The sequence below is a fragment of the Pseudonocardia sp. DxW genome (assembly GCF_058448985.1).
Window position 1 is genome coordinate 93,493 of record NZ_JBZFLK010000016.1, and the last position, 25,417, is coordinate 118,909.

19 protein-coding genes are annotated in these 25,417 nt (G+C 71.2%); 16 read left to right on the forward strand and 3 right to left on the reverse strand.

Going from position 1 to position 25,417, the window contains the following annotated elements:
• The first annotated feature begins 35 nt into the window (after positions 1-35).
• From ACVJO7_RS23660 to ACVJO7_RS23710, 11 genes are all read left to right on the forward strand, one after another.
• Positions 36-1,565, forward strand: coding sequence for an SCO6880 family protein (locus tag ACVJO7_RS23660; RefSeq protein ID WP_491674681.1), 1,530 nt, complete (start codon positions 36-38; stop codon positions 1,563-1,565).
• The gene (locus tag ACVJO7_RS23665) at positions 1,562-3,259 is read left to right on the forward strand and encodes an ATP-binding protein (RefSeq protein WP_491674682.1); all 1,698 of its coding nucleotides are present in this window, start codon (positions 1,562-1,564) and stop codon (positions 3,257-3,259) included. Before ACVJO7_RS23660 ends, ACVJO7_RS23665 begins: the two co-directional genes overlap by 4 nt.
• An 8-nt stretch (positions 3,260-3,267) precedes the next feature.
• Positions 3,268-4,407, forward strand: coding sequence for a C40 family peptidase (locus ACVJO7_RS23670; RefSeq protein ID WP_491674683.1), 1,140 nt, complete (start codon positions 3,268-3,270; stop codon positions 4,405-4,407).
• A gap of 49 nt (positions 4,408-4,456) precedes the next feature.
• Positions 4,457-5,140: a J domain-containing protein gene (locus ACVJO7_RS23675; RefSeq protein WP_491674764.1), complete on the forward strand. Its 684-nt coding sequence runs from the start codon at positions 4,457-4,459 to the stop codon at positions 5,138-5,140.
• Between the two features lie 80 nt (positions 5,141-5,220).
• Entirely contained in the window at positions 5,221-5,913 is a 693-nt protein-coding gene (locus ACVJO7_RS23680; protein WP_491674684.1) for a hypothetical protein, read from the forward strand.
• 53 nt (positions 5,914-5,966) lie between these two features.
• Positions 5,967-7,391: an alkaline phosphatase PhoX gene (locus ACVJO7_RS23685; RefSeq protein WP_491674685.1), complete on the forward strand. Its 1,425-nt coding sequence runs from the start codon at positions 5,967-5,969 to the stop codon at positions 7,389-7,391.
• Positions 7,388-8,719 (forward strand): glycoside hydrolase family 140 protein, encoded by a 1,332-nt coding sequence (locus ACVJO7_RS23690; protein WP_491674686.1) that lies wholly within the window; start codon positions 7,388-7,390, stop codon positions 8,717-8,719. Before ACVJO7_RS23685 ends, ACVJO7_RS23690 begins: the two co-directional genes overlap by 4 nt.
• Positions 8,716-10,032 (forward strand): alpha/beta hydrolase family protein, encoded by a 1,317-nt coding sequence (locus tag ACVJO7_RS23695; protein WP_491674687.1) that lies wholly within the window; start codon positions 8,716-8,718, stop codon positions 10,030-10,032. Before ACVJO7_RS23690 ends, ACVJO7_RS23695 begins: the two co-directional genes overlap by 4 nt.
• Before the next feature lie 69 nt (positions 10,033-10,101).
• A complete protein-coding gene (locus tag ACVJO7_RS23700) occupies positions 10,102-12,021 on the forward strand; it encodes a helix-turn-helix transcriptional regulator (protein ID WP_491674688.1) in 1,920 nt (639 codons plus the stop codon).
• Between the two features lie 163 nt (positions 12,022-12,184).
• Positions 12,185-14,041 (forward strand): type IV secretory system conjugative DNA transfer family protein, encoded by a 1,857-nt coding sequence (locus ACVJO7_RS23705; protein ID WP_491674689.1) that lies wholly within the window; start codon positions 12,185-12,187, stop codon positions 14,039-14,041.
• A gap of 623 nt (positions 14,042-14,664) precedes the next feature.
• Positions 14,665-15,654 carry a ParA family protein gene (locus ACVJO7_RS23710; protein WP_491674690.1) on the forward strand — a complete coding sequence of 330 codons (990 nt, stop codon included), beginning with the start codon at positions 14,665-14,667 and terminating at the stop codon, positions 15,652-15,654.
• Positions 15,655-16,662: 1,008 nt separating this feature from the next.
• Here ACVJO7_RS23710 and ACVJO7_RS23715 read toward each other — a convergent pair.
• Both ACVJO7_RS23715 and ACVJO7_RS23720 read right to left on the reverse strand, forming a co-directional pair.
• Entirely contained in the window at positions 16,663-17,457 is a 795-nt protein-coding gene (locus ACVJO7_RS23715; protein ID WP_491674691.1) for a Scr1 family TA system antitoxin-like transcriptional regulator, read from the reverse strand.
• 46 nt (positions 17,458-17,503) lie between these two features.
• Positions 17,504-18,409, reverse strand: coding sequence for a DUF6879 family protein (locus tag ACVJO7_RS23720; protein WP_491674692.1), 906 nt, complete (start codon positions 18,407-18,409; stop codon positions 17,504-17,506).
• A gap of 546 nt (positions 18,410-18,955) precedes the next feature.
• Here ACVJO7_RS23720 and ACVJO7_RS23725 point away from each other — a divergent pair.
• The 4 genes from ACVJO7_RS23725 to ACVJO7_RS23740 all read left to right on the forward strand — a co-directional run bounded on the left by ACVJO7_RS23725 (position 18,956) and on the right by ACVJO7_RS23740 (position 23,519).
• A complete protein-coding gene (locus tag ACVJO7_RS23725; RefSeq protein WP_491674693.1) occupies positions 18,956-19,183 on the forward strand; it encodes a hypothetical protein in 228 nt (75 codons plus the stop codon).
• Positions 19,180-20,496, forward strand: coding sequence for a DUF2637 domain-containing protein (locus ACVJO7_RS23730; RefSeq protein ID WP_491674694.1), 1,317 nt, complete (start codon positions 19,180-19,182; stop codon positions 20,494-20,496). The genes ACVJO7_RS23725 and ACVJO7_RS23730 overlap by 4 nt, the downstream gene beginning before the upstream one ends.
• Positions 20,493-22,466 carry a type IV secretory system conjugative DNA transfer family protein gene (locus tag ACVJO7_RS23735; RefSeq protein WP_491674695.1) on the forward strand — a complete coding sequence of 658 codons (1,974 nt, stop codon included), beginning with the start codon at positions 20,493-20,495 and terminating at the stop codon, positions 22,464-22,466. Before ACVJO7_RS23730 ends, ACVJO7_RS23735 begins: the two co-directional genes overlap by 4 nt.
• A gap of 165 nt (positions 22,467-22,631) precedes the next feature.
• On the forward strand, positions 22,632-23,519 hold the full coding sequence (locus tag ACVJO7_RS23740) for a hypothetical protein (RefSeq protein ID WP_491674696.1): 888 nt from the start codon (positions 22,632-22,634) through the stop codon (positions 23,517-23,519).
• Between the two features lie 390 nt (positions 23,520-23,909).
• Here the strand turns inward: ACVJO7_RS23740 and ACVJO7_RS23745 are convergent, their stop codons facing one another.
• Positions 23,910-24,206, reverse strand: a complete 297-nt coding sequence (locus tag ACVJO7_RS23745; protein WP_491674697.1) for a hypothetical protein — start codon at positions 24,204-24,206, stop codon at positions 23,910-23,912.
• 119 nt (positions 24,207-24,325) lie between these two features.
• Here ACVJO7_RS23745 and ACVJO7_RS23750 point away from each other — a divergent pair, with 119 nt between their 5' ends.
• A complete protein-coding gene (locus tag ACVJO7_RS23750) occupies positions 24,326-25,261 on the forward strand; it encodes an ATP-dependent DNA ligase (RefSeq protein ID WP_491674698.1) in 936 nt (311 codons plus the stop codon).
• Positions 25,262-25,417: the final 156 nt, after the last annotated feature.

Consider the following 25,417-nt stretch of genomic DNA (forward strand, 5'->3'; position numbering starts at 1 on the left):
CCGTCGTCGACCCAGCAGCCCGGAGGTGACCTCTGATGACGACCAGCCCGTCTCCCGGCCCGCGGGTATATCGGGGCCTGAACCACAAGGAGGGGATCGGCTGGATCGCGGGGATGACCCCGGTCCAGGCGTTCCTGCTGATCGGGGTCTGCGCCCCGGCGCTGATCGCGATGTCGCGCAACCAGTGGTCACAGGCTCTGAGCTGGGCGGTGTTCGCCGCGATCGTCGCCGTACTGATCCTCGTCCCGATCCACGGCCGCCCCGCCTTCCGGTGGCTGGCCGACCTGGTCATGTTCCAGACAGGAGTCTTGATGCGCTGGTCTCCCTGGCAGTCCCGCGCCGCCGCCGGCCTGGCCGGTGACCGCACCGAGCCGGATCTGCCCGGTGTGCTGGCGCGGCTGGAGTTCCCCGACGGCCCGGAGTTTCACGGTTCGCGGATCTGCCTGATCCACGACACCGCCGAAGGCCGGTGGGGCGCCACGGCGAAGCTGACCCACTCCGGGGTCGGGATGCTGTCGGACGACGAGTGCGAACGCCTCGCCTCCCGACTCGGGTCGATGCTGGTCGGGCTCGGGCACCGCGAGGTCGTCGACCGCGTCTCGCTGCTGGTGCGCACCGTCCCTGATGACGGCACCGAGTACGCCGTGTGGCGTGAACGCCACCAACGCGCGGGCGCCCCCGACCTGGCCCGGCAGGTCACCGCGGAGATCGACCGCGACGTCGCCTCGGTGTCGGTGCGTACGGAGTTGTTCGTGACCGTGTCGGGCACCGAGGAAGCGCTGCGCCGCCCGGCCAAGGCCGCCGGTGGTGGGATCGCCGGGCGCGCCTATGCCCTGTACCGGCTCCTCGAGGGCGTCGCCGACGGGCTGCGCGGGCTCGGGGTGCAGTCGGTGACCTGGCTGTCCTCGACCGGGATCGCCGAGGCGATCAAGACCGGGTTCAACCCCGCCGCCGCAGCCGGGCTGTCGTTTCGGCACCTGACCAGCCCGGACCCCGACGGCACCGTCGGGCTGCCGATCTCCCAGGCCGGGCCCGCCCTGGCCCCCACCCCCGCGGCACGGGCGTATCACCACGACGGCTACTCCTCGGTGGCCTACGCCGTGCAGCCCCCGGAGTCGGGCACGATCTTCGGCTCGCTGGGCCCGCTGCTCGCGGTCCGCACAGCCGGGGAGCGGCGCACTCTGCAGATCCACTACGAAATCCTCTCCGCCGCCGCCGGCGCCCGCGTGGTCAAGTCCGACCGGTTCCGCAACAACGTCCTGGTCGACGCCAAGGCACAACGCGGGTTCAACACCACCGCGATCGACTCGCGACGTCAGCGCGGTGCCCGCGACCAAGAGGCTGCCGTGGCAGCCGGGCACGCCGTGGTCCGGTTCACCGTCGCCTCGGCCATCACCGTGCCCGCGGACTGGAACGTCGAAGACCACGCCGCCCGCCTGGAGAACGACGCCTCCGGACGGTTCCACCTGCTGCGCCTCGAGCTGGCGCAGGACTCCGCGTTCGTCGCCGCCGCCCTCCCGGTCGGGATCGGCTTGCCGCGAGAGAAGAGGGCCTTCGACTCATGAGCCGACTGTTCAACCCCTTCACCTCGGGTCGCCGCCGACGGGTCGAGCCGCGCAGCACCAACGAGCTGCTCAGCCAGTTCACCGACCTGCGCGGCATCCCACTCACCACGCCACCGGTGCCAGACACCGCCGACGACGAGACCAGTACTCACCGCGGTCGTGCGCGGGTCAACCAGACCACCGCGCCCCGTCAGGGGCCCCGTGAGCCCGGCCGCGGGTGGGCCGCGGTCGACGCCGCCCGCCGGGCCCCGGTCTACAAGGCCACGACCGCCGAGGTCGGCGGCCTGTTCCCACTCCTCGCGTCGAACGGGGTTCCTGCGATCGGGGCCCGGCTGGGCTATGACACCCAGTCCGGGGGCGCGTTCTATGTCCACCCCACCGAGTGGGTGCTACGCGGCATGGTCACCAACCCGAACCTGGTCGTGTTCGGCGAACCCGGCCGCGGCAAGTCGAGCACGGTCGTGGCGCTGATGCTGCGGATGATGCTCTTCGGTGTCCGCTCGCTGATCTCCGGTGATGTGAAGGGCGAATACACGCCGCTGTTGCGCTCGCTGGGGATCACGCCGATCGCGCTGGGGCGGGGCAGCCCGCACCGCCTCAACGCCCTCGACCTCGGGCCGCTGCGGAATCGCTGGAGCACCTGGAGCGCGGAGCGCCAAAACGAGGAGCTCACCGGGATCCTGGCCCGCTGGACCCGACTGCTCACCGCCCTCGCTGAAGCCCAGGGCTACGCGCCGACGGTCACCGACGAGCTGGTCATCTCCACCGTCCTGCGCCGCCTGGTCGGCGCCGCAGACGGCTACACCGAGCTTCGCCCGATCACGATCCCGCAGGTCGTGGCCCAGCTCTCCGACCCCGACGAGGACCTGTGGCAGGCCACCCGCTTCGCCTCGCACCGCCAGTTCGTCGACCACACCCGCCAGATCACCGACGCCCTGTCCAACCTCGTCGTCGGCCCGCTGAGTGGGTTGTTCGACGAGCCGACGAACTTCGACCTCGACTGGGACGCCCCGGTCCAGTCCATGGACCTCTCGCTGCTGCGCTCCCGCGGAGACCAGGCCATCGCGGTCGCGCTGACCTGCCTCGGGTCCTGGTCGTCGATGATCACCGACCTGCAGGACGACGGCGACGTGCGCATCGTCGTGCGCGACGAGGTCTGGCGTCAGATGCGCCTCGGCCTGCGCGCGGTGCAGGCCGTCGACTCCGACCTGCGGCTGTCCCGCGCCGAGCGCAAGATCCAGCTGCTGGTCATGCACAAGCCCTCCGACCTGCTCTCGGTCGGCGCCGCGGGCTCGCAGGAGGTCTCGATCGCCAAGGACCTATTGGCCCTGTGTTCGTCGCGGATCCTGCTCGGCCAGTCCACCCGGGTCGGTGACGAGCTCGCTACCGAGCTCGGGCTCTCTGAGCGGGAGCAGGCTGTGATCACCGGCTGGGCCATGGAAGGCCCGGGCCGGGCGCTGTGGAAGATGGAGAACGCGCCCGGAATGAAGATCCAGACCGTGCTGTCGGCAACCGAGAAGTCGATCTTCGACACCAACGCCGGACTCCGCGGAAAAGCTGGTGAGTTCAGCAATCCTGACGGCCCCGCCGCCACTGGCCGCAGGCTGCAGGCGGTTCCGACCTCGCCCCGGCCCGCATCCGACGCTGCCACCCAGAATCCGGGTCGAGGCAACGGCGTGGCTACGCACCGGTGACCTGAGTCGTGGACCAGAAGAAGGGCACCATCGCTCTCGCCGCGGCCGCGGTGGTGATGACGTTCCTGGCCGCGGTGCTCAGCATGGGCATCGCGATGTTCACCGCCGTCACCGACGGCCCACTTGCCGGCGGCTGCGGCGGGGACGGCGGGCTCGGCGGCGGGTCACAGTCGATCGGCGGGACCGACTGGAACGCCGAGCAGACCGCCAACGCCGCCACCATCGTCAACCGCGTCGTGCAACGCAGCCTGCCCCGCCGTGCCGCGGTCATCGCGATCTCCACGACCATCGTCGAGTCGCAGCTGGTCAACGTCGGCCACGGCGACCGCGACTCCCTCGGCCTCTACCAACAACGCCCCTCGCAAGGCTGGGGCACCCCAGCGCAGATCCTCAACCCGGCCGCGGCCACCGACACCTTCCTCGACCGCCTCGTCGAGCTCCCCGGCTGGGCCACCATGCCCCCCGGGCAGGCCGCCCAGGCGGTGCAGCGCTCGGCGTTTCCCGACCGCTACGCCCCCGAAGAGGCACCGGCCGCGGCGCTGGTCGACCGGTTCTGGGTCGGCCCGGACAACCCCGTCCCCGCCCCGACCACGCCGGGCGGCCCCAATGTGCAACTGGCCTCGACGGTGTTCGCCTGCCCGGATCAGGGCGGCGCCGGGGTGCCGCTGGCGCCGTCGAACATCGACCCCACGGCATTGCCGCCCGGGTTCACCCCGCCCACCGACCCGGCCCAGCGGGCCGCGGTCACCTACGCCCTGGCCCAGCTCGGCAAACCGTATGTGTGGGGCGCCAAGGGCCCCGACGCGTTCGACTGCTCCGGACTGATGCTCGCCGCCTGGGCCCACGCGGGCGTACCGATCCCCGCCGGCACAGTCAGCCAGAAGAACGCTGGCACGCCCGCCAGCCCCGCGACCATCGCCCCCGGCGATCTGGTGTTCATCCCCGGCTCACTTGGCTCTCCGTCCAACCCGCGCCACGTCGGCATGTACATCGGACACGGCATGGTGATCAACGCCTTCTCTGAACAGACCGGCGTCATCGTGCAGCCGCTTTCGGATTGGGCCGACGAGATCACCCACGTCCGCCACATCGCCGGACCGGCTGGGCAGCCTGCCCCGGATGCGGCGCTCGCCGAGGCCGCGCCATGACCCGCACAGCCTCGGATTTGTTGTCGGTGGGAGGTGCTGACCTGTGACGATGGCTCCCACGCCGGATCGTGACCTCTATGCCGCCCTCGGGCTCGGCACCGAGGCCACCACCGCCGAGCTGCGCCGGGCCTATCGCGCCCTGGCACTACAGCTGCACCCCGACCGCAACCCGGACCCAGCCGCCGCCGCCCGGTTCCGGGCCATCACCGAGGCCTATGCGGTACTGGCCGACCCGACCCGGCGTGCCGACTACGACAACGTCCGCGCTACACCGCCCACCGCGGCGGCTGCGGAACCGGGCAGCGTCGACGACTACGCCCCGGCGAGCGACCCCGTCCCCTACACCGACTACGCCCCTGCCGACGGCTACGCCCCACCACCACCACCACCACCGACACCGGCACGGGCACCCGCACCGGCGTCCGGCACGGGGGTGCAGGTTCCCGGGGGCTGGCCCACCGGCCGGATCAACACCGGGCGGCTGTTCGGACGGTTCCTGCTGGGGGTGTGGCGGCTGGCGCCGTTGCCCCGACACCGCCTCGCCGCCGTGCTCACGGTGCTGGGCACGCTCGCCGTCGCCTCCATCGCCGTGGCCTCGCGCCACACGATGCCGGTCGAGGCCATCTGTCTCGGCTCGCTCTCGACGCTGGCTCTGAGCTGCTGGGCGCTGCGCGGGCTGACCCGCGCCGTCCTGCATACCCGCGACCGTCGCACTGCGAAGGAGACATGCTGATGGGGTTCCTCGCCCGCCGCACCACCGCTCCCGCTGCCCCAGCGGGCCCTGCTGCCCCAGCGGCGCAGCCTGCGACCGCCGTGCCCGAGGGGCAGCCGCGGATCAACTGGCACCACCACGGCGCCCTCGGCTGGGACAAGCTCCCCGAGGCCGCGCGCGCCGCCCTGGCCGCCGCCGGGTGGGCCGCCACTGCGTCGTTGGCGGCGTGGGCCCACGCGGCGACGACGCGGCGTGACCCGGCCGGGCGCTACTGGCGCGACACCGATGCCTGGTGGATCGACCAGGCCACGTTCCTGACCGTCCGCGCACGCGAGGCCCTGGATCATCTCGGTACCGGACCGGACGGGCGGCCCACGCTGCGTCGCGCCCGCTCCGGCGGCGGGACCGTGCACCTGGCCGCGCACCCCCTTACCGGCGACCCCCCGACCGGGCAGCGCTGGAGCCGGCACCCACAGCCCGCCGGCGCGACCGGCTCCCCGGCCGCGGCGCGGGTCACCGAGGTCGCGATCGAGATCCTTCCCCGCGCCGTCCAGGACCTGCTCGGGCACCCCACCGGCCAAGGCGCGATCCGCCACTACCCGCCCCACGGCGGCTATCACGACCAGGTCTATGCCTACCGGCGCGTTTCTCCCACCGCGCTCGTCGTGATCGGCGCGGTCCGCGAGGGCGGTGCCTACCCCGACCCGGACACCGCGATCGACGCCGCGGACTGGCATATCACTACCTACCGACCGCACGTCGGCGCGCCGACCAAGTCGCGGCTGGCCATGTGACCGCACCTCGCCGCTGGTCACGTTCGTGAGCACGTCCCGGGAGGGGAACATCTGTGGGTATCAACCGTCGGACGCTGCTACGCCGCTGCGGGCAGCTCGGGCTCGGGGTGAGCCTGTTCGGGTCGGTGCAGGCGCTGCGCTCCGCCCCGACCGCATCCGCCGCGCCCGCGCAGAATGTCACCGGTTACGGGCCGTTGGTCGACGATCCCGACGGGATGCTCGCCCTGCCCGACGGGTTCTCCTACCGCGTGGTTACCGAAGCCGGCCAGACCAGCACCTACGAAGGTGACCCGAGCCCCGGGATCCACGATGGCGCCGCCGCATTCGCCGCCGATGACGGCAACGTCCTGATCGTGCTCAACCACGAGGTCCGCGGCGGCCCCGGCGACGACGGCGCCGTCGCCCACGCGAAGGGGCTGGTGTACCGCGATGACGCCGGCGGCGGCGCCACGATCATCAAGACCACCGGCGAGGGTGAGCTGCTCTGGGAGACGGTCGGGCTCGCCGGGACCTCCACCAACTGCGCCGGCGGTGTCACCCCGTGGGACACCTGGCTGACCTGTGAGGAGACCGAGGACGACGGTCACGGCTGGGTGTTCGAGGTCGACCCGCACGACCTGGACGCCAACCAGGACCCGCGACCAATCACGGCGCTGGGCCGGTTCCGCCATGAAGCCCTCTGTGTGGACCCCGACACCCTGGTCATCTACCTCACCGAGGACGCCGAAGGGCCGAACGGCACCGTGTACCGATGGCTGCCCCCGTCAGGGTTCCGGGGGCGTAGCGGGGAACTCAAACAGCTCGACGACACCGACGGTGAGCTCGCCGCGATGTCGTGCACCGACGAGGATGGATCACTGGTCGACGATCTCGAGCACGCCGAGCAGGTCGACACCGTCTACACGGTCGAGTGGGTCCCGGTCGAAGACCGCAGCGCCGAGAACGGATCTCTACGGTCGATGGACGGCATCAGCCGCGCCCAGAAGCTGGAGGGCGCCTGGTGGAGCGACGGCGGCGCCTACCTGGTCAGCAGCTACGCCGATTCGCACCGCGGCCAGATCTGGTTCTACGACCCGGCCGAGTCCACGCTGCGGTTGACCACCACGTTCGCAGCCGAGGCCGACGGCGAAACCGTCGAGGCCCCGGACAACATCGTCGCCGCCCCCTACGGTGGCCTGATCGTGGCCACCGACGGCGACGGCGACAACCACCTGGCCGGCGTCACCGCAGACGGCGATGCCTACCCGATCGCGCGCAGCCAGATGGGCTCGGAGTTCACCGGACCCACCTTCTCCCCCGACGGCCGAGTGCTGTTCGCCGGCATCCAGAAGCCAGGAATCCTCTTCGCCATCACCGGCCCCTGGGAGCAGGGCACCGCGGCGGGAACCGGCGCCCGCGGCTCGGGCAGCGCCGCCGATGGTCGGGGAACATCCGCGACCTCGCGGTCTGAGACCCGCAACAGGAGGAGCGGCGAATGAGCCGCGCCGGTCTGGTCCGAGCCGCGGTGGCGGTCGGTGCGGTGGTGGGCCTCGGCGCCGGCCTGCTCGTCCCCAGCAGTGAGCGGTGGATGGTGCGCGCTGCGGCCGAGTCCAGCTCCGCGGGCGACCTGCCCTACCTGCAGGTCGATGGGCGGTTCCTGACCGCCGGCGGTGAGCCGTTCTTCTGGCTGGCCGACACCGCGTGGGCGATGCTCGGCAAGCTGAGCACCGACGACATCACCGCCTACCTCGATGTCCGCGCCGAGCAGGGTTTCAACGTGGTGCAGACGGTGGCGATGTTCCCGCAGGCCGGCGCCGAGTCGCCGGGCGACACGGTGGAAGCGGCGGCGGAGAACGACGAGTACTGGGACAACGTCGAGTTCGCGATCGACGCCGCCGACGCGCGCGGCATGTACCTGGCGATCCACCCGGTGTGGGGAGACAAGCAAACCGGCTCTGTCATCACCGAGTCGAGTGCGCGCGGCTACGGCGAGTTCCTCGGCGAGCGGTTCGGCGCCAGGGACAACGTGACCTGGACCCTCGGCGGCGACCACCCCGCCGACGGCGAGAAACAGCTCTGGTCCGAGCTGGCCGAAGGGCTTGACGCGACCGGCGGCACACAGATCAAGACCTACCACCCGCGCGGCGACCAGTCCTCGGCCGACTGGTTCGCCGATGCGGACTGGCTGGATTTTCACATGATCCAGGGCGGGCACTGCCTGCGCTACGACGTGCGCGCCGGCCTCGTCGACTCGACCTACGCCGCGGATCCGGCCAAGCCGTTCCTCGACGGCGAGCCGATCTATGAGGAACACCCCTACTGCTGGGAGCCCGAGCAGGGCTTTTCCACCGCGCTGGATGTGCGCCGGGATGCCTACTGGTCGGTGTTGGGTGGGGCGGCCGGGCACACCTACGGCCACCACGCGGTGTGGCAGTTCAACGATGGCGACGAGGGTGAGCTCGGCGCGCGCGGCAGCTGGACCGAGGCACTCGAGTTCCCCGCGGCCGGGCAGATGCGGCATCTGCGGGAGCTGATGGAGTCGTTGCCGTTCACCCGAGGCGAGCCGGACCAGTCGGTGCTCACCTCGAAGGCCGGCTCCGGGGCCGAGCGCATCGTCGCCAACGTCGCCTCGGACGGCTCGTACCTGTTGGTCTACACCCCCGCCGGGCAGGGCTTCTCCGTCGACACCAGCGTCGTCACCGGCAGCCCCAAGGCCTACTGGTTCGACCCGCGCACCGGTGACTTCGACGAGGTCGACGTCGCCAACGAGTACAGCCCGCCCACCAGCGTCGAGGACTGGCTCCTGCTCGTCGAGGACACGGCATGATCGGGCGCGACCGGCACGAGGACGGGCGGCCCACGCCCGATAGCGGTGTGCGCGGTTGCGCGAGGGCTGTGGCGTGGCTGATGGCGTCGGCCGCGGCACTCATTCTCGCCGGGCCGCCGGGTACGGGCCAGGCTCCGGAGCGCTCCGCGCCGGGCGGTGCGGCGCTCGCCCTGATCGCAGCCGAGGAGCCGGCCGAGGACAGCACCACCGACGGCGATGCCACGATGACGGTGGAGGGCACCCGGGTTCCGGACCCGCTGGTGCTCGACAACGGCGACACCGTCGACAGCGTGCAGACCTGGGAACGCCAGCGGCGCCCCGAGCTGCTGGAAGCCTTCCAGGAGCACGTCTACGGCCAGAGCCTGCCCGAGCCCACCGACATCGCCTTCGACGACCAGGCGTTGGGCGAGGGCGGCAAGAAGATCACCATCGAGGTCACCGGCCCGGAGGGCTCGGCGAGCTTCACGCTGCGACTGTTCGTGCCCGCCGGCGCCGAGCCGAAGGGCACGTTCCTTCTGATTGACCACCGCGGCTCGGTTGGCGACGATCCCCACGGCTCGTCGGGCTACGCCCCGGTGTCGCAGATCCTCGATCAGGGGTACGCGTTCGCCGCGCTCGACGCCGAACAGGTCGCCCCGGACGATCCCGGCTCGTATCGGGAGGGCGTGCTCGACGCGTTCTACCCGTCGGGCCAGGAGCTGCCCGACGACGCCGGTCGCACGATCAGCGCCTGGGCCTGGGGCGCGAGTCGGGCCATGGACTACCTGCAGACTGATGCCGATATCGATCCCGCCGCGGTGGCGGTGATCGGGCATTCGCGGGGTGGGAAGGCCGCGTTGTGGGCTGGGGCGCAGGACACCCGGTTCCCGGTGGTGGTCTCGAACAACTCCGGCTCGACCGGCGCCAAGCTCGCTCGCCGCGACGAGGCCGGCGAGTCGATCGCTGCGATCACCGATGCGTTTCCGCACTGGTTTCCGAAGACCTACCAGGCCTATGCCGGCGACGCTGCCTCGCTGCCGGTCGACCAGCACGAGCTGCTGGCGCTGGTCGCGCCTGGCCGGGTCGTGGTCGGCAGCGCCACCGAGGACGGCAACGCCGACCCCCACGGCGAGTTCCTGTCCTACCTCGCCGCCACTCCGGTCTATGAGCTCTACGGCCTCGACGACACCGGCCTGCCATCGACCAACTGGCCACCGGCCACGGGCAAGAGCTTCCGCGGGTCCGGGATGAGTTACCACCTGCGCGCTGGGGAGCACGGCTTGACCGACACAGATTGGGCGACCTACTTGCAGGGCGATCTGTTCTCGCGATGACGGTCAACGTCAGGACAGGCGGTGTGCCGAGAACGAAGCAGGAGGTGTGTAGTGGCTGAGGACGGATGGATGAGCGCGGCCGCAGTGGCCAGGCGGCTGGGGGTGCGGCGGGCCCGCGTGGAGCAGATGACCCGTACCGGACAGCTTCCGTGGCCGCACACGCGCAGTGACCGTACCCGGGTGTGGGCCGCCGCCGACGTGGCGACGTTGCTGGCCCGGTTCGAGGGCCGCACGGTCAGCGGGCTGGCGTCAGCGCTCTCGCCGCCGGCGCCGCTGCCCCGGCTGGTCGATCAGGTCATCGACTACGAGCTGCCGCCGGGCCTTACATCAGGCGGAAGACGCTCGCTGGAGCTGCATCTGCGGGTCTGGGACGGCCCGGCCCCGGAGGGCCGCCGTGTGGTGGTCGTTCTGGGCGTGTTCAGCGCCATCGCCTACTCATCGTCACCCGAGCGCTGTCGACCTGCGGATTCTGCGGGGCCAGGCCCGGCGGGGCTGGTCTGCGAGGAGATCGCCCGGCGGTGGCTGCCGGTCCCGCCGATGGACTGTGTGTGGTTTCGGTACTGGCCCGGCGACACCTACCCGCTGTGCAACCTGGTGTTCTCCTGGCCCCCGCCGCCGGGCCGCTTCGAGTGGCTGACCGGCACCAAGGACGGGGTGGGCTGCCCCGCTGCGCCCGACTGGCGCCTTCGCCCGGCCGGCTACGCAGATTTGGACATGGTCGTGGGTGGCCCCGTCGAGGCCTACCCCGAACCGGTCTACACCAGCGCCACCGTCGCCCGGTTCCACCAGGCCGGCGGAGCCGGTCGCCACGGCGATTCCGGAGCCCTGGTCGATGCAGTGCACGACGACATCATGCTGGGCGAGCTGCTCGGCGCAGCCTCCGTGCTCGACGCCCGCCTCGGCGATGAGACAGGCGAGGGTCTTGGGCTCGGGCCCGATCGGCGCGCGGACGCCGTGACCGCGTGCACGCTGCTGACCAATGAGACCCGCCGCCGGCTCCCGGCCCGGCCCGCGCTCCACGACGACGGTGCCGGCCTGGCAGGGGACGAGCGTGACCGGCCACGGCGGTGGGCGGCGCGGTCGGTGCCGGTCGAGCCCTCCCCGGCCGAGCAGCGGCTTCTGCAGCGCTACCCGGACCAGTTCGCGCTCGCCCTGCACCCGCACCCGCCCGACCCGACCCAGGAGGCGCTACTGCGGCGGCTGTGGGCCTGGGCCGACACCACCGGCCCGTACGCCGACCTGCCGGACCCGCCGCTGCATGCAGCCCTGGACGTCGCCGCCGACCTGCTGGGATTTCACCTGCGCGTGCAGCAGGGCTACCGGGTCCGCGACCACTACCAGCCGCACCCGGTGCGGGAGACCGCGATACGCACGTTCACCGTCCGCGGCCCGATCGACCAGGCCTACCTGGACGGGCTCACCCCGCTCGAGCCCGTGTCCGAGCCCGGCCGCGGCGCCGGCTCGGGCAGCGGGCTGGCCCGTCGCGCACGGGTGCTGGCCGCCGCGCTGGCCGGCGCAGACGTCTCCGCCGTGCTGGTCTACGGGCTGGACCCGCACGGACACATGGTTGCCGTCGCCAACCCCGCGGCCGGGGCCGGGGCCGGGCTCCAGTGTTATGCCTGTGAGTGGCCACAGCTGCGGGACTGGGACGACCCGGCCGGGCTGGCCGAGGCGGTGTTGATCGCCGATGCCGGCCCGGATGACCGGCCGGTGTATGTCGACTGGCCCGACGGCCGACTCACCCCGCTGCCGGGGCTCCCGCGACAGCAAGCGCTCGAGCCGTGGTCGTTCGGCCCCCACGCCGCCCCGGCCGCACTGGCCCGCGACATCGCCGAGGTCTTCGTCGTGCCCGGACGGCCCGGCTCGGCGCCGCCGCGGTGGCTGCACGCCGCACTGGGCAGCCCCGCGCACACCACCCGGCTCCGGTTACCCGTCGCACAGCTAGGCGGCCGCTGGCGCCGACCCGACCCGCCGGATGGCGACCGGTAACCACAGACCACACGTCCAGCAAGCAGACCGCCGGTCCGCAGCCTGAGTGCGGGCCGGGCGAGGTCACGAAGGAGAGGCAGTTGTGAGCAGCCGCGCTGATCGCCGTACTGACGGCCGCGGAAGCATCCTTGATTGGGCGGAGGCCAGGTGGCTGGGATGGGTCGTGGTCGTGGTCGTGCTGCTGGTGGTAGTCGGGCCGGCCACGATCGCGGTATCGGGCTGGTTGGGCGGTGCCGGGTGGGGATGGCCGAGCCTGCGCGACACCGCGATCACTGCGGCCGCGCTGACCGGGGCACCCGGGGCGCAGGTCCCGCCGCGGTGGGCGGTACTCGCCGCCGCGCCATGGCTACCCGCGCTGGTCGTGGTCGCGCTGCTGGCCGCCACCGGAGCGGGCGTGGCCCTGGCCAGACGAGCGATCATGGTGCGCCGGGCCCGCACCCGGGCAGGTTCGCCCGCCCACCGAAAAGGACTACCGGATCGCACCGACATCGCCGCGGTGCTCTCGGCGCGCGCGATCCGGCCGACCGCTGCGGTGACTCGGCCGTCGCTGTCCGAGGCTGAGCGACGCTGCGCACCGCTTGAAGACCTCGCGGTGCCGATGCACCGCCTGCCAGCCCGGTCTGGCGGCGGCCCGGGCCCGAGCGGGCCCCGGTTCTCGGTCCTTGGCGGGGGCCGCTGGGGGCATCGCGACCGGCTATGGGTGCCGCTGGAGAACCCGACCGGGGCGCTGGCCCCGACCCAGTCCGGTAAGACCCGCACTGATCTAGTGCATAAAGCTCTCGACGCCCCCGGGCCACTGTTGGTCTCGACAACGAAACCGGACCTGGTCGAGTTCATCGCCGCGGCCCGGGCCCGGCGACCGCTGGCCGGCCCGGTGTGGGTACTTGACCTGACCGGGCAGTTGTACTGGCCCGCCCGCCCGCGCTGGTCTCCGGTAGCCGACTGCACCGACGTGACCACCGCGACCGCCCGAGCACACTCACTGGTGGGAGCCGCCGCCGCCCAGGTCGAGGCCGGCGGTGGTGACGGTCTGGACCGCGTCTTCCAGCAACGCGCTGAGATGGTCATGGCCGCCTACTTCGTGGCCGCCGCGCACCACGGCGGCGGGGTCGAAGACATCCTGCGGTGGGTGTTCAACCGCGCCGACAGTGCCGAAGAACAAGAACCCGTCCAGATCCTGGCGTCGATCAACCCCGAACTGTCCCGGAACCTGAAAGCCGAGCTGTCGATGAACCCGCGCACCGCCGACGGGGTGTGGATGAGCGTGCGCCGCATGATCGAGCCGTGGCTTGACCCCCAGCTGCGCTGGGTGATCACCCCGCCTGTCGGCGCCGGGCTGGACATGCGGTCCCTGATCGGGCAGGGCGGCACCTTGTGCATCGTCGCCGACCCGGATCAGACCCCGGGGGCCACTCCACTGCTGACCGCACTGGTCGGGCACTGGATCAGCACTGCGCGAGCGATGGCACCCGGCTACCCGAACCGGCGGGTCGAGCCGCCGGCTACCGCCGTCCTCGACGAGCTCACGACCGCCACCCCGCTACCCACCCTGCCCAAGAACATCGCCAAGTCCGCTGGCGAAGGTGTCCTGATCCACTGGGCCGCCCAGTCTCTGGGCCAGCTCGAAGAGACCTACGGGCGGCCCGGCATGATCGCCCTGCGCGACAACACCACCTGTCTCAGCGTGTGGGGCGGGATCAAAGACCCCGCTACCTTGGAATGGGTCTCGACCCTGTCCGGGCACTACAGCCGCGAGCGCCGCCAATCCCATACCGACGGCGGTGCCCTCGGCACAAGCCGCGCCAGCTGGAGCACCGAAGACGCTCCCGTACTGCGGCCCGCCGACGTCCGCGAACTCCCCCGCGGCAACACCTGGGTCATCTACCGCGACCTGCCCGTATTCGCCGCACGCACCATCGACGTCTCCAACCGCCCCGACTGGCCAACCCTCCAACACGACCGAGACAGCATCCGCAACCACCACCCCGACATCACCCCCCACGGTTACCGGCAGCGTTGAATCTTCACGACCGAAGCAGGTCACATCTCTCACGGGGAGGTCGGCTGTGGGCCCGGCAGGTCCGCCCTAGCGGGCAGTGTGCTCGCTCTAGGCCGGAAGGACTCCTTCACTCGGCGACCGTCGCTCGCCGACTTAGAAGTGACCCCATGCCAGTTAGACACCCAGGTCATAATCTCATACAGACACACATATGAGGTCCCATACGCTGTCACCGCAGCTTCTACAGGTCCGTGCGTCTGTGTTGCCTCCCGTGCGGATCGCGGTGAACATCGACACGCCCTAAGATCATTGGACTATTCTGCTCCTTACCATGTGCTAATTGCTGCTTATACAGCCGTATTGGCATGCGAGGCATGTGCGTCATACTCAGCGGACCAGCAAGAGGAAGGAGTACAGCGACACTCTTCTGAGGGCAGTCAGCCGTTGCCCGCAGCTACATCTGATTACTCTCCGGCTGTAGCCAGTGGCTATGGTCTGCCTGTGGCCAGTGATACATCCAGCGGCGTGTCGCCAGACGGGCCTGTGTCGTTACCCCAGTGGGAGGCCGGGCGCGAGAGACACTGCAGAAGCCTATGCCGTTCCCACCGACGCTGGCCCACACGAGACGACTACGGAGGTCCGAGATGAGCGCGGCAGAGCACCCGCAGATGGGTCAGTCGATGGCCGACCCGCATGACTCTGAGCTCGACGACCTTCGTCGGACCGTGCTTGTGGCTAACCGCAAGGGCGGGGTGGGCAAGACCTCGGTCGTGACCACTGTCGCTAGCATGATCGCCAGACCCGACCGCAGGGTCCTCGTGATCGACTCGGACTCGCAGGGCAACGCGACGAAGTCAGACCTGGGCGTCTCAGGTGACGAGGGCCGTAGCTTCATGAACGCACTGCAGTACGGCGACCGGATGGAGGTTTTGCCCGATGTCCGCCCTGGCCTGGATCTAGTAGCTGGTGGAGCGCACCTGGCCTCGGTCGGTGCCATCATCGCCTCGGCCGGGCAGTCTGGTGCTGACATCAGCGGCAATCTGCGTCGGGCGCTCGCATCGGTTTGCCGACGGGGGGGCTACACTCTCGTCCTGATCGATACTGGGCCGGGAGACGTCCCGTTGCTCGACGCATTCTTGCAGTCGGTGCGTTACCTGCTGGTGCCCACTAAAGAAGACGACGCTGGGCTGGACGGTGTCGAGCAGCTCGCCGCACGGTTCATGGCCGCCCGCCGCAATGGTGCTCTGGTCCGTCTGCTTGGCGTCGTGTTATTCGATGCCAATCCGCGTGCCACTGCCCGCAACGGCGAGGTGCTTGGCGACATCGATGCCATGCTCGGTGGTTCAGGGACGTCTGCCTTTCAGTCGGTGATCCGCAACGACAAGGCTGCGGCGAAGGATCTTCGGGCCGCGCACATGACGATCACTGAGCTGGTTTCCGCGAGCCAGGAACAGCAGCGGGTTCGACTGACGAAGTTGCGAGGCGGCAATCACCGGCGCCGCGATCCGGCCGAGGAGGCCGAGCTGCGGCTCTATAGTCGTGACCCGAGTGCTCTGGCCACCGACTACCAGGCGTTGACCCGTGAGGTTCTCGAGAGAGTAGCGGCCGCAGAACAGACAGGAGTAGGGCGATGACCGGGCCGGCCTCCCCTCGCCGGAAGGCTGTCTTTGACCCCACGGCGCTCGACGATCTCGATGCGACGCTCGCTCCACCCGAGGCCGCGCCAGCGCCGGCTGACAGCCGGCCAGAGGGTGACCCGGCGACCGAGGTCGGTGAGCCGGAGGAGCCGACGCGTGCCGGGCCGCCGGCGACGAGTCCTCCCTCTGCTGCGGTCACCGCGCGTTCAGGTCCCCCTGCCCACTCCCCGGCGGCCACTGGCTCGGAGCGCGGGGGGCCCGGTGGGCGATCGCGCCCACCAGCGACCAACGGAGTCCGCACCACTCCGACCATGAGGCAACAGCGCTCCGCTCGTGGACGGATTCCGACGGCGGTGCGCCTACCCGTGGATCTCTATCGTCAAGTCAACGACGTACTGCTGTCTGGGTCGGAACGTCCGTCCTATGGCCAGCTCGTAATGTGGACCGTGGAGGATCACCGCCAAGCGGTTGCCGCACAGGTGGAGGCCAGCCTGCCCAACCCCACGGACCGTATCCCTCGCGGCCGCAAGCTTGCACAAGACCGGACTCCTGTCACTCTGCAGTTGCTTCACTCTGAGCGCGAGCACCTCGACGATCTGGCCGCCGGGGTAGCTGAGCGCTACGAGGGCGCTCGCGTTACGAGAACCGATGTCGCAATCGCCGCTCTGACCGTCGCCTTGCGGGTTCGCACGAGCCGCGCACTTTGACCATGTTGAGGAACAAGAGTCGGGTCGGGAGGAGATCTCCCGCGGCGGGCCGAAGCCTGCAGTACAAGGAGATCGCGTTCGCGTTGGGCGTCGCCCTCGGTGATCTCTCGCGAGGTCCGCCGACAACATGGTGGCCGTGCCGACTATCGTGCCGCGGCGGTCGACGAGCAGGTCCAGGCCAAGCGGGAGCGACCGAAGAAGCTCGCGGTCGAGCCGTCACCGCTGCGCGAGGTCGTGCTCTCCCTGCCACGCCAGGGCTGGTGGTCCCCGGCCTCGGTCGCCGGGCCGGTGCCGATACTCAGTGACGGATGGCCCGTCCGATGCGTGCGAGTAAGGTTCGCGCGTCGTCACCTCGCTGCCCGTGCGCCCACAGCTGTTCGAACCGGCCCCGCAGATAGCTGAGGTCGTCGCCGTGTGTCGTGAATGCTGCTCCGAGGTCCGACGCGACTTCGGCGGCCTGGTCACCGTAGAGGTGAAACCCGTAGCTAGCGATGAAGGGCTTTGGGGTAGCCAGGTCGACGACCCCTATCTCGACGTGTTCGAGCAGACTGACATCTGCGATGTGCTCGATCAGGTCTGCTTGTACTCGTCGTGACCCAACGATCCAGCGGAGTGCTCCTTCGGCGAGCAGCAGCCGCCACGGACGGGACCTGTCATCAAGCAGGGCCACGTGCTCGTTGCGGGCGGCCCACCAGTCCGGTCCGGGGTCTCCATCGCCGTCGCTCTCCAGCATCACGGTGGTCCACTCGCGTGTCTGGAGCACCGCTGGAACTGCATCACTCGTCCATGACCATACGTAGGACGAGGCCCGTACATAGTCACGAACGCGGCCTTGAACTACATGGGCGTTCCGCAGCATGACAGCGCGCGGGACCTGGTGGATTGCAGTGTTGACCTCGGCTAGCTCGATAAGACGCGCGGCCTGGCCTGGAGAGGCACCAGCGGCAGCCGCATAGGCGGCTGCCGCGTCCGCATCTAGTGGTGGTCCAACACCCTTTTCTAGGCGCGATAGCTTCGACTGGGTGACTCCGACCAGGCGGGCGAAGTCAACTTGGCGCCGGTCACCACGGATCTCGACGAGCAGGCGCGGCATCTCACCGCGCCTGCTCACCTCCTCGTCTGACCGACGCACCACCTGTCTAGGCCACCGAGCTCTGGTGCAGGTCGGGATGCGTTGCCCACCACTCGGCGTAGTCAACGCTGGTCCGCCAGCCAAGTGCCCTCTCTTCCAGATAGGGACCGTGCCGATGGGGCGGCACGACCTCCGCCCCGAGGAAGGCGCCACTATCGCTGTAGCGCATCGCTGCCACTACGGGCGCTCCGTCCGCGGGGAACATGATCCAGTAGTCGTGGTCGACTAGGTCTGGAACGGCGTGCTCGCCTCGGTGGAGAATCCGCACCTCCTCCTCGCGGGCGAGAATTGGCAGTGCGGCTTCTAGGGACATCCGTTCATCGTCGGTCAACGGGCCCGAGACGATCCGCAGCCGTTGAGACCGCATGCCGCGTCGGCGCTCCTCAGCGAGGTGCTCGGCCCAGGCGATGACCTGGGCGGGGTCAAATAGGTCGTTGAGCCAGGCGGCGCGATCCATATTCTGGGACGCGACGTCGTACCAAGGCAGGCCCTCCTTATGGAAGAGAACGTCGCCTGGCCTGCTGTGGTGTGCATCGATCAGGTCCCCGAGCTCCGCCTCTGTGAGCAAGATCGGCGCGCGCTCGGCCGCGGGAACGGTACCGAGCTGTTCGTCCGGAGCCATAAGGTCTGCGAACAGGGCCAGATCCTCTGGGTCGTGGACGAGGGTTGATATGAGGTAGCCGTCGGCGCTCATCCGCTCAGGCACCGCTCCAACCGCGTCCCCAGCACGGAGCTCGATCCCCCTGGCCGCGAGATACGAGGTTACGACGTCCGGGTCGTCGATCCTACGACTGATCACGTAGTGGCGATCGGGCTTCTGCGGCAGCAGATGCTCACCAGGACACGTGCGCTTGACGTTGCTCTCCCTCCAGGCGGCGGTCCACAGCGTGACGATCGGCAGCTTCCTAGACATCGGGCTTCCCCTCCCGCAGCCGGCAAGAAGTCCAGTGTCCGGTTCAGCTCGGACTGTAGTCAATCCCGCTTCGGGTATCGCCGCCGGGGAGGCTCGGCAAGCGTGCCACGCCCGCTCGACCTCAATACCCAAACCGACATTGCATATAGAGGGTCGAGCGTCCATACTTGTCCATGCAGCACAGTCATGTGCACAGCGGCTAAGGCGGTGAAGCGCGCCGTATGCGCAGCCAGCCGCATGAGTCGAGTGCTGAGGAAGAAGCGGGCCCCGGCAGGTGATGGCACACCTGCCGGGGCGGAGTGGATCGCACGACCAGGGTTTCGAGGACCGGGAGGTACGACCCATGACGAGTCTGCCGCAAGTGCGCCAGGAGCGAGCGAGCGGGGCGTTGCTGACGTCGTTGGCTGGGTGGCTGTCGTGAGGCGGGCACGGCCCGCGGTGGCGGAGTTGCGTCGCCGGGCGTGGGTGGCGGGGTCGACGTCGCCGATGACTGACCGGGCAGGCCGGGAGCACGACGTCAGTGATGACGAGATCAGTGCCGGGCGCGTGGCAGGTGTCTATCGCAGCGTGTGCGGGGCGCTGATCACCCCGGCCGCGCTGGCGTCGGCGGCAGGGGTGCCGTGCGCAGCGTGTGTGCTGGAGCTGGACCCGGGCCCGGAGACCGCGGCCGGTGACCCGCACGTGCAGCGCCGCGCGGTGTCGACGTGGCTACGGCGCCTGCCTGGGCGCATCGGCGGGGCGCCGGCGCTGACGACGGTTGGGGGCCTGGGATGAGCCCGGCCGAGCGGGCCGAGACCGCCGTGCCGCAGGCCGGTGCGACCGCCGATAGGCGGGCGACGCGGATCCTGGCCACAGCAGAGGCCGACCGGATCCGGGCCCACACCGAGCAGGTACGTACCGACACCGCCGAGCGGTGGCGACACCAGCATGCCGAGGCGCGGGAGCAGCGCGCGAGCGCGCGCCGCGCCGCGCGCGCTCGGACGTGGACGCGACGCTGGTCGGGGGTCCGAGCCGCGGCGGGAGTGGTTGTTCGCTCGGCCCCGGCGCTGGCGGGGGTGGCGGCGTGTGTCGCACCGACCGCGATCGCGACGCGGGGTCAGTACGAGTTCGGGGTGGAGGTGATGCGGCTCGGGGCGATGGCGGTTCTGGTCCCGGTGATGCTGGAGGGCGCGGCGTGGATGCTGGCCTGGCAGCGGTATCAGGCGGTCGCCGCGGGTGACCCGGCGACCCGGCTGACCGTCGGGGTGTGGGCCCTGGCCGGTGCTGCGGCGGGCCTGAACTTCTGGCACGGCGCGACCGGTCTAGGTGGCTCGGTGCAGGTCGGGGTCACCTACGGCGTCGCGAGCGTGGTCGGGTTCGGCCTGGTCGAGTTGCTGGCCCGCCACCGTGCGGGCGCCACGCCGCGGGCGCAGCAGCGGCGCGCTCGGCGCCGGCTGGCTCTGGCCCGCGCGGTGCGGTTCCCGCGGGTGTCCTGGGCGGCCTGGTCGAGGCGGGTCGCCCACGGCGCAGCCACGGACCCGGAGCAGGTCTGGCGCCAGGTGTGGGAGTCGTCGACACAGGCCAGCGACGGCCCGGTCGCCCCGGGGCCGGTGGAGCCGGTCCGGACGGCCGCCGCGGCCGCGGTGCTCCCGCCGGCGCCCGCATCGACAGACGAGCCCAGCGAGCGGTCTGAGCGTCCCGAGGGGCACGACACCTGCTCGGTCACCGCCCAGGGTGATCAGCTGCCCGAGGCGGCGGAACCGTCCCGCCCCGGCGGCGGGGTGGGGGAGCGGGCCGGCCGCGCCGATCGGCGTCGCCGCGCCGACGACGTGCGGGTGCAGGACCTGGCCGAGCTGCTGTGCGCCGGGGCTGCGGTGACCGGCGAGCAGGCCGGAGTGATCTTCGGGGTGTCCGAGCGCACCGGACGCCGCCTGGTGGCCGAGGCGAAAACAACCTGTGCCCAGCCCCCAGCCGCGGCGGCCGGCGCGGCCGGCGCGGCCGGCGACGACGACACCCGCGCCGCGAGCGTCTCGGGAGCGGGGGAGCAGCACCGGTTGTTGCAGTTCCCGGGCGCGGAACCCACCCCGCAGGCGGGGGTGAGCGCATGAGTACCCCGACGCTGCACCCGGTGGCCGACCCGGACCCGGAACCCGGCTCGCCGCCGCAGGGCCGGGATGGTCGGGCGCGGCGGGCCCGCGCGGGTGTGGAGCGCGGACTGTCGGCGGTGTGGTGGCGCGCGGTGTGGCCGGTGGCCAAGTCGGTGGCCGCCTCCCCGGGGTGGGCCCGCGCGGCGGGGCTGGCCGCGGCGCTGGTGTGTCGCTGGCAGGTCCAGCTGGCCGCGGCCGCCGCGCTGCTGCTGGGAATGGCGCTGTGCTGGGCCGCGACACCGTCCGCACCGCCCACGGCCGCCTCCGCCGCGGCGCTGCTGACGGCGATGTGGTGGCTGGGCGCGCTGCTGGTCACCGCCGGTGTGGCGATGGTGTCGGTACCGGTGGCGCGCGCGGCCTACGCGCACACGATCCGGGGTCGGGTGCGGGCCCGGTACGGCCTGGACGGGTGGGCGTCGTGGTGGGACCTGCACCGGTATGTGTCCGCCGCCGCGGTCCGCCAGATCGCGGTCGGTACCCGCCCCAGCCTGGCCGAGCGGGTCCGCGGCGGCGATGGCGGCGACGATCGGGTTCATCCCGGGCGGGTGGCGCGGCTGCCGGTCGGTGAGTGCGGCACCTGGCTGGGCCGGTCGGTGGTCGGCCCGATCTGGGGCACCGAGTGTTACGCGGCCAAGCGGGACGTGGTGGGGCTGTTGGCGCCCCCGCAGACCGGTAAGACCGCGACCCTGGGCCACCACGTGCTCGACCACCGCGGCCCAGCCGTGGTGACCTCGACCAAGACCGACCTGTTCGAGAACTGCGCCGGCACCCGCGCCGAACAGGGCCCGGTATCGCTGTTCAACCCGGAGAACCTCGGCGAGTGGGGTTCGACGATGTCCTGGTCCCCGGTGACCGGCTGCACCGATGCCCAGATCGCCCAGCAGCGGGCCGGCTACCTGGTCGGTGCCACCGCCGGAGACCCGGACAAGGGCGAGGACCGCTGGGACGAGTGGGCCACCGCGGTGCTGCGGGCGCTGCTGCTGGCCGCGGCGATCTCGGGCCACGAGATGGACACCGTGGCCCGCTGGGTGCTGCGCCCCAGCCGCGACCCGGCCGCGGGCGGGGCGGGGGAGGCCCTGGAGATCCTGCGCGCCGCCCCGGCCGGGACAGTGCCGGCCGGCGCGGTGGACTCGTTGTGGCAGGTGCTGGCCAGCGGCGCCCACAAGACCACCGAGTCGATCTTTTTGACGTTGTCGCGGTCGGTGCAGTTCATGACCGACCCCACCGTGGCCAGGCTCGCCCTGCCCCAAGCCGGGGTGCCCGAGTTCGACGTGGACACCTTCCTGAGCAGCAACGCCACGGTGTTCCTGGTCGGATCCGAACGCCAGCACGGATCGGTCGCGCCGCTGCTGGCGGCGTTCACCGGGTATGTGTTCGAGTCGGCCAAGACCGCGGCCGCCCGACGCGAGAAGGGCCGATTGGACCCGCCGCTGGGGCTGTTCCTCGACGAGGTCGCCCTGATCAGCCCGGTCGCGTTGGACCGCTGGATCCCCGACTCCGGCGGGCGCGGGATCCACCTGGTGTGGGCGGTGCAGTCCCCCTCACAGCTCGTGGCGCGCTGGGGCCGCTCGGGTGCGGACACGATCTGGAATGCCACCAACGCCAAACTCATCTACGGCGGGTTCACCCTCGACGAGGACCTGGAACCGATCTCGACACTGTGCGGCTACCGCCACGAGACCGTCCGCGACCCGGACGGGCGTGAACGCTACGAACGGGTCCGGACCTGCCCGCCGGACCGGCTGCGCGTGCTACCCGAATGGCACGCCGTGCTGATCCACCGCGCCACCCCGGCCACGATCGTGCGCACCAGCCCGGTGTGGACGCGCAAGGACCTGCGCCCACCCCCGCAGGTGGCCGCGACCGCGGTAGCGCCCCCGCACGAGCAACCCCACACGCCGCTCCCCGACGACGACGCCGCGGCCGCCTAACCCATCCGGCAGCCCTGCCCGGCCCCGGGCGGCGCCCCGAGTGGATCCTGAACCTGCCGGGGCGCCAGGGTCGGTCGGCGGGGCTACCGCCACCGATCGGGCAGCACCGACAGCTTTCGTTCCCGAGCCGGGGGCGGAGAAGACGAAGGGTTGGAGGACTACGACGTGACCAGTGACGGGCCGGCGGGCCCACCGGAACCGAACCCGGGCTCGGGGCGGGCCCGCCCCAGCGAGACCGCCCGCTGGGCGGCCGTCGGCGACGAACTACGCGCGCTGCGCCGAACCGGCGACGACACCGCGGCCCGGGTCCGCGAACTCACCGATGAACTGTCCCGGCTGCTGCCCCGCGTGGACGAGCTCGACACCGGCCTGGCCGAACTGGCCGGCATGGCCGCCGCGGCCGAGCGGGCCGGGGCCGACTCGGCGCAGGTGCCCGGCCGCGACCTCACCCCGGCCATCGGCTGGTCCGAACTCGCACCGCAGGCCCGCCAAGCCGCGTGGGATGCACTCGGCGGCTGGGTCGCCGACGTGCTCAACTACGAGTACCGGCTCTCCCGCGCCCAACTGCCCGACTGCTGGGCGCTGCACCCCCGCGCGGTCCGCGAACTGGCTTGGCTGCGCACCCTGCACCGCGACGCCGCCGCCGCCGACACCCACCCCGCCCAGGTCGCCGAATGGCACACCCGCTGGCTCCCCGCGGCGATCACGAACCTGGCCGCGGCGATCGATGACCGCGAATGCGTGCCGGGCCGCCACCGGCTCACCGAGGACGAACAACGCGCCCACGAGACCGCGCTCGAGGCCGCCGCCCGGAATGGGGACCCGGCCCCGGCGCTGACCGCCGAGACCGGGCCGGACCGTCCCCGCTACCGCCCCGATCGCTTTCCCCCGCGCCGCAGCGGCGACCACAGCTACCAGTCAGCGACCCAGCGCCCCCGCGGCCTGGATGCCGCCACCCCGCCACCGGCCTCGACCCGCGACGACTGGTGGGAACTGTTCCTCGACGCCCGCCTGGCCGACCTCGGCCAGCAACAGAGCCACCCGCAGCCCTGAGCTGTAGGCCGGGCCTGGCTCGAAGGCGATCCGGGCTCGCTCAGCTCGTCGGCGACGTCGAAACCGGAGTCGTTCTGGCACCGGCCGTCAATGACGTCGACGTCGCCCAGACCTGGCTCGCACGACCCCGCCACTTGCCGGTCAGGCAGACTGGCCGAGTGGCCGCTGAGAACTCGACCGAGGACCCCCCCGGATCCCCCCCGACCGTGCGGAGTCGAGCACGCAGCATCGGCATCCCAGAAGAGCGGCTCCTAGCCCAAATCGAGCGCGGCACACTCGTCCTCGACGGCGAGCCCGTCACCAACCTCGACACGCCGGCCCCTCCCGGAACTCGGATCCAAGTCGCGGCTCAGTAGCCGCGACCCACTCCAGATGGCGGAGCGCATCGCGCTAGAACCCGTCACCTCGTGACAGCGGCTCCACCGCTCCGGGCTTCACCGGGGCATCGTCGAGCAACTCCCCGACCGTGGCCAGCACCGCCCGACCCGTCGGTGCCGGAAGATCACTGAGGTCGAACGCGCATGCTTCCAGCAGCGCAGCGATGACGTACCCCTCGTCGGGCCCCCGCAACCCGGCGTAACGCCCCTGATTGACCCGGTGCCGCAACACCGCAGCAGCCTCGTGGCACCGCGCCTTGTTCTCGCGCATCAGCCGCGCCCGGCGCTGGGAAGCAGACTCGTTCGGCACCAGCAAAGTGTCGCACAAACATTCGACTTCGTCGGGCCGTAGCGAAGTCTTGAGCGCGCAGGTCGGCACGCTCAGCTCAATGACCGTGTTCGCCGCGTAGCCGCCTACCGTCGCCGGGCGTGGACGTGCAGTTCCCGGTGGCGCCGATGATCGCCTACCCCGCCGCCGAACTGCCCCGTCGCAGCCGGCATTCCTACGAGCCGAAGCTCGACGGCTGGCGGTGCCTAGCGTTTCGCGGACCCCGTGTGCAGCTACAGTCCCGCCAGCAGCGCAGCCTCACCGCGCGCTTCCCCGGTGTCGCCGAGACCGTAGCCACGCAGCTCCCCGCCGGCACGGTAATCGACGGCGAGCTGGTAGCGATGCGCCACGACCGCATCGACTTCACCGCCCTAGGCCTCCCCGGCGCCTCGCACTGGCTGGTCGCGTTCGACATCCTGGCCCAAGACGGCCTGGACATTCGCCCGGAGCCGTACTGGTCGAGGCGAGACAGGCTCGCCCAACTCGTCGGCGACGCCGATACCGGAGTCGTCCTGGCGCCGGCCGTCGATGACGTCGACGCCGCTCAGAGCTGGCTCGACCGCCACGCAGAGCTCGGCCTCGAGGGGGTCATCGCCAAGCCCCTCGACCACGCCTACCGGCCCCCTCGACTTCGTTGGCTCAAGACCCGAGCCACCCACACAGGCGAAGCCGTCGTCGGCGGAGTGATCGGTCCCATCGACCAGCCCCAAGCCCTGATCCTGGGCCGGTTCGACCGACGCGGGCGACTCCGCATCGTGGGCCGTACCCACCGACTGCACCGGACGGCCGCGGCCGAACTCAGCGCAGTGCTCACGCCCCCACAGGGCTTACACCCGTGGCCGGCAGTCATCCCCGGCAGTCGACTCGGCCTCCCCGGCGCAACCGCCGACGTCACGCACACGCCGGTCGAACCCAGCCTCGTCGTGGAACTCGACATTGACTCCGCGGCCGAGCACGGCCGCATGCGGCACGGCGCCCGATACCGGCGCCTCCGCACGGACTTGGAACCGACAGACCTCCTAGCTGTCGGCTCGTAGCGGTCGTCGCGGCCGCGGTGGCAGCGGTGGCAGCGGTGGCAGCGGTGGCAGCGGTGGCTATGAGTGTTAGTTGGCCCCGGGAGGACGGCGCCGGGTCACCCTCGGGCCAGTTTGGGTTGACACAGCCACGGCGGGCAGCGTCCCGCCGCCGCCACC

Excerpts from the sequence above, each read along its gene's own strand:
- ACVJO7_RS23690 (WP_491674686.1), top strand. The coding sequence starts at position 7,388 with ATGAGCCGCGCCGGTCTGGTCCGAGCCGCGGTGGCGGTCGGTGCGGTG.
- ACVJO7_RS23675 (WP_491674764.1), top strand. The coding sequence starts at position 4,457 with ATGGCTCCCACGCCGGATCGTGACCTCTATGCCGCCCTCGGGCTCGGC.
- ACVJO7_RS23660 (WP_491674681.1), top strand. The coding sequence starts at position 36 with ATGACGACCAGCCCGTCTCCCGGCCCGCGGGTATATCGGGGCCTGAAC.
- ACVJO7_RS23710 (WP_491674690.1), top strand. The coding sequence starts at position 14,665 with ATGAGCGCGGCAGAGCACCCGCAGATGGGTCAGTCGATGGCCGACCCG.
- ACVJO7_RS23735 (WP_491674695.1), top strand. The coding sequence starts at position 20,493 with ATGAGTACCCCGACGCTGCACCCGGTGGCCGACCCGGACCCGGAACCC.
- ACVJO7_RS23700 (WP_491674688.1), top strand. The coding sequence starts at position 10,102 with ATGAGCGCGGCCGCAGTGGCCAGGCGGCTGGGGGTGCGGCGGGCCCGC.
- ACVJO7_RS23730 (WP_491674694.1), top strand. The coding sequence starts at position 19,180 with ATGAGCCCGGCCGAGCGGGCCGAGACCGCCGTGCCGCAGGCCGGTGCG.
- ACVJO7_RS23720 (WP_491674692.1), bottom strand. The coding sequence starts at position 18,409 with ATGTCTAGGAAGCTGCCGATCGTCACGCTGTGGACCGCCGCCTGGAGG.
- ACVJO7_RS23665 (WP_491674682.1), top strand. The coding sequence starts at position 1,562 with ATGAGCCGACTGTTCAACCCCTTCACCTCGGGTCGCCGCCGACGGGTC.
- ACVJO7_RS23695 (WP_491674687.1), top strand. The coding sequence starts at position 8,716 with ATGATCGGGCGCGACCGGCACGAGGACGGGCGGCCCACGCCCGATAGC.
- ACVJO7_RS23715 (WP_491674691.1), bottom strand. The coding sequence starts at position 17,457 with ATGCCGCGCCTGCTCGTCGAGATCCGTGGTGACCGGCGCCAAGTTGAC.